The 13,191-nt window shown below is 76.6% G+C and carries 12 protein-coding genes; 9 read left to right on the forward strand and 3 right to left on the reverse strand.

Annotated elements, in window-relative coordinates; translation table 11 throughout:
* The first annotated feature begins 59 nt into the window (after positions 1-59).
* Positions 60-1,652 (forward strand): phytoene desaturase family protein, encoded by a 1,593-nt coding sequence (locus tag ACIBPB_RS18535; protein WP_396840800.1) that lies wholly within the window; start codon positions 60-62, stop codon positions 1,650-1,652.
* Between the two features lie 54 nt (positions 1,653-1,706).
* Here ACIBPB_RS18535 and ACIBPB_RS18540 read toward each other — a convergent pair whose 3' ends face one another.
* Both ACIBPB_RS18540 and ACIBPB_RS18545 read right to left on the reverse strand, forming a co-directional pair.
* Complete coding sequence (locus tag ACIBPB_RS18540) at positions 1,707-2,474, reverse strand: polyprenol monophosphomannose synthase (RefSeq protein ID WP_396840801.1); 768 nt, start codon at positions 2,472-2,474, stop codon at positions 1,707-1,709.
* A 112-nt stretch (positions 2,475-2,586) separates the two neighbouring features.
* Entirely contained in the window at positions 2,587-3,024 is a 438-nt protein-coding gene (locus ACIBPB_RS18545) for an SRPBCC family protein (protein WP_396840802.1), read from the reverse strand.
* 153 nt (positions 3,025-3,177) lie between these two features.
* On the opposite strand from ACIBPB_RS18545, the gene ACIBPB_RS18550 reads away from it, so the two are divergent.
* From ACIBPB_RS18550 to ACIBPB_RS18585, 8 genes are read left to right on the forward strand one after another with little or no spacing between them, the layout of a single operon-like run.
* Positions 3,178-4,899, forward strand: coding sequence for an HAD-IIIA family hydrolase (locus ACIBPB_RS18550; RefSeq protein WP_396840803.1), 1,722 nt, complete (start codon positions 3,178-3,180; stop codon positions 4,897-4,899).
* Positions 4,896-5,870: a glycosyltransferase gene (locus tag ACIBPB_RS18555; RefSeq protein WP_396840804.1), complete on the forward strand. Its 975-nt coding sequence runs from the start codon at positions 4,896-4,898 to the stop codon at positions 5,868-5,870. The genes ACIBPB_RS18550 and ACIBPB_RS18555 overlap by 4 nt, the downstream gene beginning before the upstream one ends.
* Positions 5,855-7,072, forward strand: a complete 1,218-nt coding sequence (locus tag ACIBPB_RS18560) for a glycosyltransferase (RefSeq protein WP_396840805.1) — start codon at positions 5,855-5,857, stop codon at positions 7,070-7,072. The genes ACIBPB_RS18555 and ACIBPB_RS18560 overlap by 16 nt, the downstream gene beginning before the upstream one ends.
* The gene (locus ACIBPB_RS18565; RefSeq protein ID WP_396840806.1) at positions 7,072-7,752 is read left to right on the forward strand and encodes an SIS domain-containing protein; all 681 of its coding nucleotides are present in this window, start codon (positions 7,072-7,074) and stop codon (positions 7,750-7,752) included. Before ACIBPB_RS18560 ends, ACIBPB_RS18565 begins: the two co-directional genes overlap by 1 nt.
* Entirely contained in the window at positions 7,749-9,248 is a 1,500-nt protein-coding gene (locus ACIBPB_RS18570) for a PfkB family carbohydrate kinase (RefSeq protein ID WP_396840807.1), read from the forward strand. Before ACIBPB_RS18565 ends, ACIBPB_RS18570 begins: the two co-directional genes overlap by 4 nt.
* Positions 9,245-9,949 carry an SDR family oxidoreductase gene (locus tag ACIBPB_RS18575; protein ID WP_396840808.1) on the forward strand — a complete coding sequence of 235 codons (705 nt, stop codon included), beginning with the start codon at positions 9,245-9,247 and terminating at the stop codon, positions 9,947-9,949. The genes ACIBPB_RS18570 and ACIBPB_RS18575 overlap by 4 nt, the downstream gene beginning before the upstream one ends.
* Positions 9,946-10,914 (forward strand): glycosyltransferase family 9 protein, encoded by a 969-nt coding sequence (locus tag ACIBPB_RS18580; RefSeq protein ID WP_396840809.1) that lies wholly within the window; start codon positions 9,946-9,948, stop codon positions 10,912-10,914. Before ACIBPB_RS18575 ends, ACIBPB_RS18580 begins: the two co-directional genes overlap by 4 nt.
* The gene (locus ACIBPB_RS18585) at positions 10,898-11,884 is read left to right on the forward strand and encodes a DNA topoisomerase IB (RefSeq protein WP_396840810.1); all 987 of its coding nucleotides are present in this window, start codon (positions 10,898-10,900) and stop codon (positions 11,882-11,884) included. Before ACIBPB_RS18580 ends, ACIBPB_RS18585 begins: the two co-directional genes overlap by 17 nt.
* Before the next feature lie 264 nt (positions 11,885-12,148).
* Here the strand turns inward: ACIBPB_RS18585 and ACIBPB_RS18590 are convergent, their stop codons facing one another.
* On the reverse strand, positions 12,149-13,189 hold the full coding sequence (locus ACIBPB_RS18590; protein ID WP_396840811.1) for a helix-turn-helix domain-containing protein: 1,041 nt from the start codon (positions 13,187-13,189) through the stop codon (positions 12,149-12,151).
* Positions 13,190-13,191: the final 2 nt, after the last annotated feature.

Genomic DNA, 13,191 nt, shown 5'->3' on the forward strand with positions numbered 1-13,191 from the left:
CCCCGACCCCGGCCGGACAAACGCGTTTCGCCCGGTAACCGGCCGGGTAGGCGGATCGGATGATTTCGACCGCGGACGCCGTCGTCATCGGGGCCGGCCACAACGGGCTGGTCGCCGCGAACCTGCTGGCCGACGCGGGCTGGGACGTGCTGGTGCTGGAGGCGACCGCCGTCCCCGGCGGCGCGGTCCGCTCGGCCGAGGTCACCGCGCCCGGCTACCTCAGCGACCTGTACAGCTCCTTCTACCCGCTGGGATACGCCTCGCCGGTGCTGCGCGACATGGACCTCGGCCGGTACGGGCTGACCTGGACGCACGCCCCCGACGTGCTGGCCCACCTGCTGCCGGACGGCCGGGCCGCGGTGGTCAACCGGGACCTCGACGTCACGGCCGCCTCGCTGGAGACGTTCGCGGCCGGCGACGGGGACCGCTGGCGGCAGGCGTACGCGGACTGGTGCACGGTGGCCGGCCCGATGCTCGACACCATCACCAGCCCGTTCCCGCCGGTACGCGGCGGCCTGGCCCTGCTGCGCCGGCTGCGGGTGGCCGGGGCGCTGCGGCTGGCCCGGCGGCTCGTCGTGCCGGTCCGCAAGCTCGGCGCCGAACTGTTCGCCGGCGAGGGCGGCCCCGCGCTGCTGGCCGGCTGCGCGCTGCACACCGACCTCTCCCCGGAGGAGGCCGGCTCCGGGGTGTACGGCTGGCTGCTCGCCATGCTCGGCCAGCAGGTCGGCTGGCCGGTGCCGGTCGGCGGGGCCCAGCGGATCACCGACGCGCTGGTGGCCCGGCTCGTCGAGCGGGGCGGCCGGATCGACTACGGCGCCCGGGTGGACCGGGTGCTCACCGCGCGGGGCCGGGCCATGGGCGTCCGCACCGTCGGGGGCACCGCCTGGCGGGCCCGCCGGGCGGTGCTCGCGGACGTGCCGGCCCCGGCGCTCTACCTGGACCTGGTCGGCGCGGCGGCGCTGCCGCCCCGGCTGGTGGAGGACCTGGCGCACTTCAAGTGGGACGGCTCCACCCTCAAGGTGGACTGGGCGCTGTCCGCGCCGGTGCCCTGGAAGAACCGGGCGGTGGCCGGCGCGGGCACCGTGCACCTGGGCGCCGACCTCGACGGGCTCACCACGTACGCGGCCGAGCTGGCCCGGGGCGAGGTGCCCCGGAACCCGTTCCTGCTGGTCGGGCAGATGTCGGTGGCCGACCCCCGGCACTCCCCGCCGGGCACCGAGTCGCTCTGGTCGTACACCCACCTGCCGTTCCGCCGGCAGTGGCGCGGCGACGAGGTGGTCGCGCACGTGCAGCGGATGGAGGAGGTGCTGGAGGAGGCCGCGCCGGGCTTCCGGTCGCTGATCGTCGGCCGGCACGTCGCCGGCCCGGCCGACCTGGAGGCCGCCGAGCCGAGCCTGGTCGGCGGCGCGCTCGGCGGCGGCACCGCCGCGGCGTACCAGCAGCTCTTCCTGCGGCCGATCCCCGGGTTGGGCCGGGCGGACACCCCGGTGGACCGGCTCTTCCTGGCCAGTTCCTCGGCCCACCCGGGCGGCGGGGTGCACGGCGCGCCCGGAGCGAACGCCGCCCGGGCCGCGCTGGCCCGCGACCGGGCGCTCACCGGCGCGGCGTACCAGGGGATGATCGGCGCGGCGCACCGGGCGCTCTACCGCTGAACCGGGACCGACCCCGGTCGCCGGTGGCGGCCGGGGTCGGCGGTGGCGGTGCGGTCAGCTGTCCAGGTTGCGGTGCTTGGCCCGCAGCTTGAACGGCATCAGCGCGCTTTCGATCTTGGTGGCGGTGGTCATCTTCGAGGCGCCCTCCCGGCGCTCCTCGAACCGGATCGGCACCTCCAGGATGGTGTGGCCGAGCCGGGTGGCCAGGTAGTGCATCTCCACCTGGAAGCTGTAGCCGTTCGACTGCACCCGCTCCAGGCCGATGTCGCGCAGCGCGTCACCCCGCCAGATCTTGAAGCCGGCCGTCAGGTCGCGGATGCGGACCCGCAGCAGGGTGTGCACGTACAGGTTGGCCCAGCCGCTGAGCGCCCGCCGGTACAGCGGCCAGGCCTCGTCCAGCTCGCCGCCGGGCACGTAGCGGGAGCCGATGACCACGCCGGCCTGGGTGGAGAGCAGCGCGCCGAGCATGCCGGGCAGCGCCTCCGGCGGGTGCGACAGGTCCGCGTCCATCTGGGCGACGTACTCGGCGCCGTCGGCCAGCGCGCGGCCGAGCCCGTCCACGTACGCCCGGCCCAGCCCCTCCTTGCCCGGGCGGTGCACCACCGTCACCCGCTCCGGGTGCTCGATGGCCAGCTTGTCGGCGACCTCGCCGGTGCCGTCCGGGGAGTTGTCGTCCGCGACGAGCACCTTCAGCCCGGGCAGCGGCAGCGCGAGGAGCCGCTCGACCAGCACCGGGAGGTTGCCCGCCTCGTTGTAGGTGGGCACGACGACGGTCAGGCGTGCGTCGCGCCACGGGGCGGGCAACTGCACGGGTTCGATCATCAAAGACATCCTCGGTCGCACGGCAGGTTTCACCTGAGAGGGTAGCCAGTTGTCCCGGCCCGGTCCGCACGGACGCCCGCCCACGCGCGCCGCGCCGGCCGGCGGTAGCCCCTCAGCGCTGCGATTTCTGCCGGGTGGCGATGTCCGAGAGCCGGTTCAAGGTCTCCCGGTTGCGCAGGTGCAGCACCAGATCGTTGAGCTTGTTGCGGACCCAGCGCAGCGGGCCGGCGGCGAACTCCTCGCCGATGGTGACCCGGGTCCGGCCGTCGTCCAGCGGCTCCAGGGTGAACACCACGGTGGCCTCGCCGGCCGGCCACAGCCCGGCCTTCAGCACCAGCCGGTGCGGCGCGTCGCAGGCCAGCACCGTCGAGGCGTCCTGCAGGGAGAACGGCCACGGTCCCGCCCGGTGGTGCAGCCGGCTGCCCACCCGGGGCCAGCTGTCGTCCACGTCCCGCACGTGCGCGGTGCCGACCACCCAGTCGCTGTACGTCCACCCGTCGGCGAGCACGTCGAAGACCTGCTGCGGGGACGCGTCGATCACTTTCTCCACAATCGCCACCTGCTTCCGGTACCCCCGCCCCGTCCGCCGCTAACGGCCACCGGGTTAGCTTCTCCGCAGCGGCGGGTATCGCCGGACCGTGCCCGGTGCGCGGCGGCGCGGACCGGCCGGCGGGCACCGACGGAGGTGCCTCCGCCGAAGTTGATGTTTACTCCTCGGGGGGTCGGGAACCCGCCGCCCGTGCGACGGGACCACGAGCGGGATCAGTGCAGGTCAGCCCGGGTTCAACCGGGTACTGGCCGGATCCCGTCGGGCCTCTACGACGCGGTGCTGCTGGATCGGGACGGCACGCTGATCGAGGACGTGCCCTACAACGGCGACCCGGAGAAGGTCCGGCCGGTGCCCGGCGCCCGGGAGGCGTTGGACCGGCTCCGCGCGGCCGGGTTGCGGCTGGCCGTGGTGACCAACCAGTCCGGGCTGGCCCGCGGCTACTTCACCGCCGACGACCTGCGCCGGGTCAACGCCCGGGTGGAGGAGCTGCTCGGGCCCTTCGACAGCTGGCAGATCTGCCCGCACGGCGAGCCGGACGGCTGCGCCTGCCGCAAACCCGCACCGGGCCTGCTGCACGCCGCGGCCCGGGCACTGGGCACCCGGGCGGAGCGCTGCGTGCTGGTCGGTGACATCGGCGCCGACATGGCCGCCGCCGCGGCGGCCGGCGCCGCCGGGATCATGGTGCCCACCGCGGCCACCCGGGCCCGGGAGGTGGCCGCCGCGCCGGCCGTCGCCGCCGACCTGCCCGACGCGGTCGCCACCATCCTCGACCGGATCCGGCTGGTGGCCCCGCCGGACACCGCGCCCCGGCGCGGCACGGTGCTGGTGGTACGCAGCGACGCGGCCGGGGACGTGCTGGTCACCGGCCCCGGCATCCGGGCCGCCGCGGCCGGCGCCCGGCGGGTCGTGCTGCTCTGCGGGCCGCGCGGCCGGGCCGCCGCCGACCTGCTCCCCGGCGTCGACGAGATCATCGAGTGGCCGCTGCCGTGGATCGACGCCCCCGCCCCACCGGTCGATCCGGCCGGCATGCGCGTGCTCGTCGACCGGCTCGCCGCCGTCGGCGCGGACCAGGCGGTGATCTTCACCTCGTTCCACCAGTCGGCGCTGCCGCTGGCCCTGCTGCTGCGGATGGCCGGCGTGCCCCGGATCAGCGCGATCAGCGACGACTACCCCGGTGCCCTGCTCGACGTCCGGCACCGCGTCCCGGCCGGCGTGCCCGAACCCGAGCGCGCCCTCTCCCTCGCCGCCGCCGCGGGCTTCGCGCTGCCCGCCGGCGACGAGCCCGGACTGCGGCTGCGCACCGACCGGCTGCCGCCCGTCCCGCCCGAGACCGGCGCACCCGGCTACGTGGTGCTGCACCCCGGCTCGTCGGTGGAGACCCGGGCCTGCCCGCCCGAACTGGCCACCCGGATCGTCCGGGTGCTCGCCGCCGCCGGCCACCGGGTGGTGGTGACCGGGGGACCGGACGAGCGGGAACTGACCGCCCGGGTGGCCGCGGCGGGCGGGATCGACCTGGGCGGGCGCACCGGCCTCGCCGAACTGGCCGCGGTGATCGCCCGGGCCGCGGCGCTGGTGGTCGGCAACACCGGACCGGCGCACCTGGCCGCCGCGCTGGGCATCCCGGTGGTCAGCCTCTTCGCCCCGACCGTCCCGTTCGGACAGTGGGGGCCGTACCGGGTGCCGACCGTCCGGCTCGGCGACGCCGGGGCCGCCTGCCGGGACACCCGGGCCACCCGCTGCCCGGTGCCCGGCCACCCCTGCCTCACCGCGGTGGAACCGGGGCGGGTGCTGGAGGCGCTACGGCTGCTCGGCGTGCCGGCCGGCGTGCCCGAGCCGCTCGGCGGCGTGCCGGTGACCGGCGGGGTGGGCCGATGAACATCCTCGTCTGGCACGTGCACGGGTCGTGGACCACCTCGTTCGTGCACGGCAAACACCGGTACCTGGTGCCGGTCACCCCGGACCGTGACCCGTACGGGCTGGGCCGGGCGCGCACCTATCCCTGGCCGGACAGCGCGGTCGAGGTGACGCCCGAGGAGCTGCGCGGCGCCGACGTCGACCTGGTGCTGCTCCAGCGGCCGGAGGAGTTCGACCTGGCCTGCGAGTGGCTGGGCCGCCGTCCCGGCCGGGACCTGCCGGCGATCTACGTCGAGCACAACACCCCCAAGGGCGACGTGCCGAACACCCGACACCCGATGGCCGACCGCGACGACCTGCTGCTCACCCACGTCACCGCGTTCAACGAACTGTTCTGGGACAACGGCGGCACCCGCACCACCGTCGTCGAGCACGGCGTGGTCGCCCCGGCCGTCGAGTGGACCGGCGAGCTGGACCGGCTGGCCGTGGTCATCAACGAGCCGGTCCGCCGGTGGCGGGTCACCGGCACCGACCTGCTGCGCCCGTTCGCCGAACTCGCCCCGCTGGACGTCTACGGCATGAAGGTGGCCGGCCTGGCCGACCACCTCGGCCTGCCCGCCGACCGGTTGACCAGCCACGACGACGTGCCGCAGCACGCCATGCACGCCGAGCTGGCCAAGCGGCGGGCCTACCTGCACCTGTGCCGGTGGACCTCGCTCGGGCTGAGCCTGATCGAGGCGATGACCATGGGCATGCCGGTGGTCGCGTTGGCCACCACCGAGGCGGTGGAGGCGGTGCCGCCGTCCGCCGGCGCGCTCTCCACCCGGGTCGACGTGCTCGTCGAGGCGGCCCGGGGCCTGCTGGACGATCCGGCGGCGGCCCGCCGGGCGGGCGCCACGGCCCGGGCCGCCGCCCGCGACCGCTACGGCCTGGAGCGTTTCCTCGCCGACTGGGACCGGCTGCTGGAGGAGGAAGTATGCGCATCGCGATGATCTCGGAGCACGCCAGCCCGCTCGCCGTCCTCGGCGGGGAGGACGCCGGCGGCCAGAACACGCATGTCGCGGAGCTTTCCGCCGCGCTCGCCGCCGCCGGTCACGACGTACGGGTGCACACCCGGCTCGACGCCGTCGACCTGCCGGTGACGGTCCGCGCCCCGGACGGCTACGACGTGGTGCACGTGCCCGCCGGGCCGGCCGAGCCGGTCGCCAAGGACGACCTGCTGCCGTACATGCCGGCGTTCGGGCAGTGGCTGGCCGAGCGGTGGCGCTCCGGCGACTGGCAGCCCGACGTGGTGCACGCGCACTTCTGGATGAGCGGTCTGGCCGGCCTGGCCGCCGGGCGGCGCACCGGGGTGCCGGTGGTGCAGACGTACCACGCGCTGGGCACCGTGAAGCGGCGCCACCAGGGCGCGCAGGACACCAGCCCGCCGGGGCGGCTCGAGCACGAGCGGGAACTGGGCCGCTCGGTCGACCGGGTGGTCGCGCAGTGCCAGGACGAGGTGGCCGAGCTGGTCCGGATGGGGGTGCCCCGGTCCCGGATGACGGTGATCCCGTCCGGGGTCAACCTCACCACGTTCGGCCCGCTCGGCCCGGTCGCCGAGCGTGACGGCGCCCGGCCGCGCATCCTCACCGTGGGCCGGCTGGTGGAACGCAAGGGCTTCCAGGACGTCATCCGGGCCACCGCGCTGGTCCCCGACGCCGAGTGCGTGGTGGTCGGCGGGCCGCCCGCCGGACTGCTGGAGACCGACCCGTACGCGCTGCGGCTGCGCGCCCTCGCCGAGTCCTGCGGCGTCGCCGACCGGGTCAAGCTGATCGGCGCGGTGCCCCGGGAGGAGATGGGGCGCTGGTACCGCTCGGCGGACGTGCTCGTCGCCGCGCCCTGGTACGAGCCCTTCGGGCTCACCCCGCTGGAGGCGATGGCGTGCGGCGTGCCGGTGATCGGCACGGCCGTCGGCGGCCTGATCGACACGGTGGTGCCGGGGCGGACCGGTGACCTGGTGCCGGCCCGGGACCCGGCGGCGCTGGGCGCGGCGATCCGCGGCCTGCTCGGCGACCGGATCCGCCGGTTCGCGTACGCGACGGCCGCGCTGGAGCGGGCCCGCAGCCGCTACTCCTGGTCGACCACCACCGAGCGGCTGGCCGAGCTCTACGGCGAGGTGGCCGCCGTGCGCCGGCCCAGCCGGGTGGTCGCCTGATGGCGGCGCCCGGGCCGGGCGTGGGCGGCACGGTGCTGGAGGACCACCTCACCCGGCTGGCCGCCGCGCTGCTGCCGCTGCGGGACGCGGAGCAGCTGCTGGCCCGCTGGGGCGGGGAGCTGGCGCACCGGCTCGCCGGTGGCGGGCGGCTGCTGGTGGCCGGCAACGGCGGCAGCGCCGCCGAGGCCCAACACCTCACCGCCGAACTCGTCGGCAAACTCCGCGACGACCGCGAACCACTGTCCGCCATCGCCCTGCACGCCGAAACCTCCGCCCTCACCGCCATCGGCAACGACTACGGCTACCACGAGGTCTTCGCCCGCCAGGTACGCGCCCACGGCCGACCCGCCGACATCCTGCTGCTGATGTCCACCAGCGGCACCAGCGCCAACCTGCTCACCGCCGCCCACGCCGGCCGGGAAACCGGCCTGCGCTGCTGGGCCTTCACCGGGCCGGCCCCCAACCCCCTCGCCGAGGCCTGCGAGGAGACCCTGGCCATCGACTCGCCGGACAGCCAGGTGGTGCAGGAGCTGCACCTGGTCGCCACCCACGTGCTCTGCGAGTACGTCGACCGGGCCCTGCCCGCGGCGCTGGCCGCCCGCCCGGCGGCCACCCCGGTGCGGACCGGGGTCGAGGTGGTGCTCGGGGACGCCCCCGACCGGGAGGTACGGGCCGGATGAGGAGGTCGAGCGTGACGGGACCCGTGGTGGTGCTCGGTGACACCCTGCTGGACCGGGACGTCGAGGGGGTGGTGAACCGGCTCTGCCCGGACTCCCCGGTGCCGGTGCTGGACGAGACCACGTACGTCGACCGGCCCGGCGGCGCCGGACTGGCCGCGCTCTTCGCCGCCGCCGAGGGCGCGGAGGTGGCGCTGGTCACCGCGCTCGCCGACGACGCCGGCGGGGCCCGGATCAGCGCTCTGCTCGCCGCGGCCGGGGTGCAGTTGTACGCGCTGCCGCTGGCCGGCGCCACCCCGGAGAAGATCCGGCTGCACGCCCGGGGCCGGGTGCTGCTGCGGCACGACCGGGGCGGGCCGCCCGGCGAGCCGGGCGAACCGAGCGAGGCGGTGCTGCGCCTGCTCGCCGGCGCCTCGGCGGTGCTGGTCAGCGACTACGGCCGGGGGGTGGCCCGGCAGCCGGCGCTGCGGGCCGCGCTGGCCGCCACCCGCGCGCCGGTGGTCTGGGACCCGCACCCGCGCGGCCCGGCGGCGGTGCCCGGCGTGCACCTGGTCACCCCGAACGAGTCCGAGGCCCGCGAGCTGGCCAAGGCCGCGCCGGGCGCGTCCCGCCTGGTCACCGCGTCCCGGGGGGCGCAGGCGCTGCGGCGGCGGTGGCGGGCCGGCGCGGTCGCGGTGACCCTCGGCGGGGACGGCGCGCTGCTCTGCCACGCCGGCTCCACTCCGCTGGTGGTGCCCGCCGCGCCGGCCGAGGGGGACACCTGCGGCGCGGGGGACCGGTTCGCCACCGCCGCGACCCTGGCGCTGGCCCGGGGCGCGCTGGTCTCCGAGGCCGTGCAGGCGGCGGTCGCCGAGGCTTCGGCGTACGTCGCCGGCGGGGGAGTGGCCACCGCCCTGCCGGCGCCGGTGCGGACCGCCGCCCCGCTGGTGGTCAGCGGCGGGGACCGGATCGGCGCGGCCGCGGCCGGCGCGGTGGTCGCCCAGGTGCGCGCGGCCGGGGGCACGGTCGTCGCCACCGGCGGCTGCTTCGACCTGCTGCACGCCGGGCACGTGGCGACCCTCCAGGCCGCCCGGCAACTCGGCGACTGCCTGGTGGTCTGCCTGAACTCCGACGCCGGCGTGGCCGGCCTGAAGGGCCCGGAACGTCCGGTCGTGCCGCAGGGCGACCGCAGCCGGTTGCTCGCCGCGCTGAGCTGCGTGGACGCCGTGATGATCTTCGACGAGCCGACCCCGCACGCGGCGCTGTCCTGGCTGCGTCCGGACATCTGGGTCAAGGGCGGCGACTACGCCTCCGGCGGCGGCGAGCAGACCCTGCCCGAGGCGGAGATCCTGGCCCGCTGGGGCGGGCAGTCGGTGGTCGTGCCGTACCTGGACGGCCGCTCCACCACCGACATGATCGCCGCGGCCCGCGCCGGCCGGGGCTGGAGCACGGCACAGATTCCCGGCGACGGGGCACGCCGGACGGCGGTCACCCGGTCCACGGCGGAGGGAGCACGATGAGCAGCAGTTCGTCCCCCGGGGCCGGCCCCACCGTCCTGGTCACCGGCGGGTCGAGCGGGCTGGGCGCCGCGGTGGTGACCGCGGTGGCCCGGGCCGGCGGCCGTCCCCTCGTGCTCGACCGGCGGGCCCCGGCCGACGGGGTGCCGTGGGTCGAGTGCGACCTGGCCGACACCCGGGCCGCCGAGGCGGCCACCCGCGCGCTGGCGGAACGCTCCGGCGGCCTGGACGCGGTGGTCACCGCCGCCGGCGTGGACGTGCCCGGCAAGCTGGCCGACGTCCCGGCCGAGACCTGGGAGCGGATCGTCACGGTGGACCTGCTCGCCACGGCGGCGGTGATCCGGGCGGCGCTGCCGTTCCTGGAGGAGTCCCGGGGCACCATCGTCACCGTCGCCTCCACCCTCGGCGTCAAGGCGGTCAGCGACGCCACCGCCTACTGCGCGGCGAAGTTCGGGGTGGTCGGCTTCACCCGGGCGCTCGCCGCCGAGCTGGCCGGCACGGTCGGGGTCACCCTGCTCATCCCCGGCGGCATGCGTACCGCGTTCTTCGACGAGCGGGACGCGCAGTACCGGCCCGGGCCGGACGCCGTGCTCAACGAGCCCGCCGACACCGCCGCCGCCGTCATGTTCGCCCTCTCCCAGCCGCCCGGCTGCGCGGTGCGGGAGCTGGTGGTATGCGCCGCGCAGGAGTCGTCGTACCCGTGATCCTGGTGCTCCGGGCGCTCGGGGTCGGTGACCTCGCCACGGCGGTGCCGGCGCTGCGGGGGCTGCGGGCCGGCCTGCCCGGCCGGGAGCTGGTGCTGGCCGCGCCGGCCTGGCTGGCCCCGCTGGCCGAGCTGACCGGCGCGGTCGACCGGGTGCTGCCCACCGCCGGCCCGCAGCGTCTGGCCTGGGCGGGGCCGCCGCCGGAGGTGGCGGTCAACCTGCACGGTCGGGGCCCGCAGTCGCACCGGGCGCTGGCCGCCACCCGGCCGCGCCGGCTGCTCGCCTACCGCAACGTCGCGGCCGGACACCCCGGGGGACCGGCCTGGGACGGCGACGAGCACGAGGTCCGGCGCTGGTGCCGGCTGCTGCACGCCCACGGCCTGCCGGCCGACCCGGCGGACCTGGCGCTCCGCCGCCCGGCCGGACCCGGGCAGCCGGCCGGCGCCACCCTGCTGCACCCCGGCAGCAAGATCCCGGCCAAGCGCTGGCCGGCGGAGCGCTTCGCCGCGCTGGCCGGCGAGCTGGCCGGGCGGGGACACCGGGTGGTGCTCACCGGCTCGGCCGAGGAACGGGAGCTGGCCGGGCGGGTGGCCCGGGACGCCGGGCTCACCGCCGACGCGGTGCTCGCCGGCCGCACCGGCCTGGCCGAGCTGGCCGCGCTGGTCGCCGACGCCCGCCTGGTGGTCAGCGGCGACACCGGCATCGCCCACCTGGCCACCGGCTACGGCACCGCCTCGGTGGTGCTCTTCGGCCCGGTGCCGCCGGCGCACTGGGGCCCGCCGCCGGACCGGCCCCGGCACCGGGTGCTCGGCGTCACGCAGCACCCCGGGACCGACCGGGATTGGGCCGCGGCCGGTGGGGTAGGAACCCACCCGACATTGGCGGCCATCGGCGTCGACGAGGTGCTGGCCGCCGTGGACGAGGCGGAACAGGCGGTGCGGGTCTCCGGTGCGACTGCGGCGTAGCGATCCGGGCCGGCCGGGCTACGGACGGCGGCGGCGCGGCAAGGGGTGGCTCTTCGTCGACCCGAAGGGCGAGCCGGTGCGCGACCCCGACCAGCTGGCCCGGCTGCGGGACCTGGTCATCCCGCCGGCCTGGCAGGACGTGTGGATCTCGACCTACCCCAACGGTCACATCCAGGCGACCGGGATCGACGCGGCCGGCCGCAAGCAGTACCTCTACCACCCGGCGTGGCGGCAGAAGCGGGACGAGGCCAAGTTCGACCACGTGCTGGAGGTGGCCCACCGGCTGCCGGTGCTGCGCGACCAGGTCGAGCACGACCTGACCCTGCGCGGGCTGCGCCGGGAGCGGGTCCTGGCCACCGTCACCCGGCTGCTGGACATGGGCGCGTTCCGGGTCGGCAGCGACCAGTACGCCACCGGCGAGGACCCCACCTTCGGCGTGGCCACCCTGCGCCCCGAGCACGCCCGCTCCCGGGGCGGCTGCGTGGTCTTCGAGTTCCCCGCCAAGGGCGGCATCGAGCAGGTACGCCGGATCGAGGACCCGCAGCTGTGCCAGGTGCTGACCAACCTGCGCCGCCGGCGGCGGACCCAGGAGCGCCTCTTCGGCTACTGGGACGGCCAGGCCTGGCGGGACGTACGCAGCGACGAGGTGAACGACTACCTGCGCGACGCCAGTGGCGGGGAGATGACGGCCAAGGACTTCCGGACCTGGCACGCCACCGTGCTGGCCGCCACCGAACTGGCCACGGCCGGCGCCCAGCGCTCGGCGACCGCGCGCAAGCGGGCGGTCGCCGCGGTCATGCGGTCGGTCGCGGAACTGCTCGGCAACACCCCCACGGTGGCCCGGACGTCCTACGTGGATCCCCGCGTCGTGGACCTCTACCACGACGGCGTGCTGGCCCCGGTGGACCCGGAGATGCCCCGTGAGGCGGTGGAGAAGGCCGTCCTGGTGCTGCTGGAGGAGGAGACCTGACCGGCCCCGTCGGGTGTCCTGGGGGGAAGTCACGACGGGGCCGGAGTCGGTGGCGGCGTCGCATCCGGTCGGTCGGCCACCGCACGTGGGTGGCGGCGCGCCGGGGTCGGATGACGGCCGATCGGTCCTGGGGCCGCGCCGCAGCGCTCCGGGCCGGGTGACGGCCGGACGGCACCGGGCGGCCGCCCGCGACGGTCCGTCGCAGGCGCCTCGCCGCGGCCCCCCGTTACCAGTGGGCCGCCCGGTCGCCCGACCGGCCCGGGATCAGTATGTCGGCCGGGAGTTGACCGCGAACGCCGCAGCGTTGACGTTGCGTGCCGGGTCGACGTGGCGGGCCCGGTACGCCTGCGGGGACTCCTGGTGGGCCGACCGGAACACCCGGCTGAAGTGGGCCTTGTCGCGGAAACCCCAGCGGGCGGCGATGGTCTGGATCGGCAGGTCGCGCAGCGCCGGCTCGGCGAGGTCCCGCCGGCACCGCGCCAGCCGCTGGTCCCGGATGTAGGCGGCCACCGTGGTCTGCTCGTCCTCGAAGAGCCGGTGCAGCGAACGGATCGAGATGTGGTGCGCGTCGGCGATGAGCTGCGGGCCGAGCCCGGGTTCGCCGAGATGCCGGCGGATGTGCGCCTGGATCTGGGCGAGCAGGGCCCGCCGGCGTACGTCGGCCGGGATCGCGTCCTCGGTGACCAGGTGCCGGCCGAGCATCGTGGCGGCCAGGTCCAGCCCGACGCCGGCCAGCCGCTCGGCGTCCGCCGCGTGGTACTGCTCCGGATGGCCGCTGAGCCGGACCAGGTAGTCGGCGAGCAGCGCGCCGATGCCCTCGCTGCCGGACATCCGGCCGGCGAACAGCGGGGCCAGCCGGGCGTACGGCAGCGGCAGCGCCTCGTACGGGATGAAGGCGACCACGGAGCTGGCGTCGGCGCGGCCCCGGTCGCCGTGGTGGCGTACCTCGTGCGGGCGGGAGCAGTCGTAGAAGGTGAACTCGCCGGGCCCCAGGGTGCTCTGCCGACCCTCCTGACCGGCGGCGCTGCCACCGGTCAGGGTGAGCGCGAGCAGGTAGTAGTCGGGGTCGGAGCGCTGGATGAGCTGGCGGGTGCGGACGCAGTCCAGCGACGGGTAGCGGTACCGGGCGATGAGCAGCGGCCCCAGCTCGAGGAACTCCGCCCGGGCGACGAAGTCGCCGGCGTGGTCGCTGCGCACCCGCAGCGGGGTGGGCGAGTCCGAGACCATGTCCAGCCAGAGGCCGAAGCGGTCCGGCGCGGGCACCTGCTCGGTGTCGAGGATGTGCGGCTGCAACCTGGCGTCCATCA

This window comes from Micromonospora sp. NPDC049836, from assembly GCF_044465125.1.
Taxonomy (GTDB): Bacteria; Actinomycetota; Actinomycetes; order Mycobacteriales; family Micromonosporaceae; genus Micromonospora.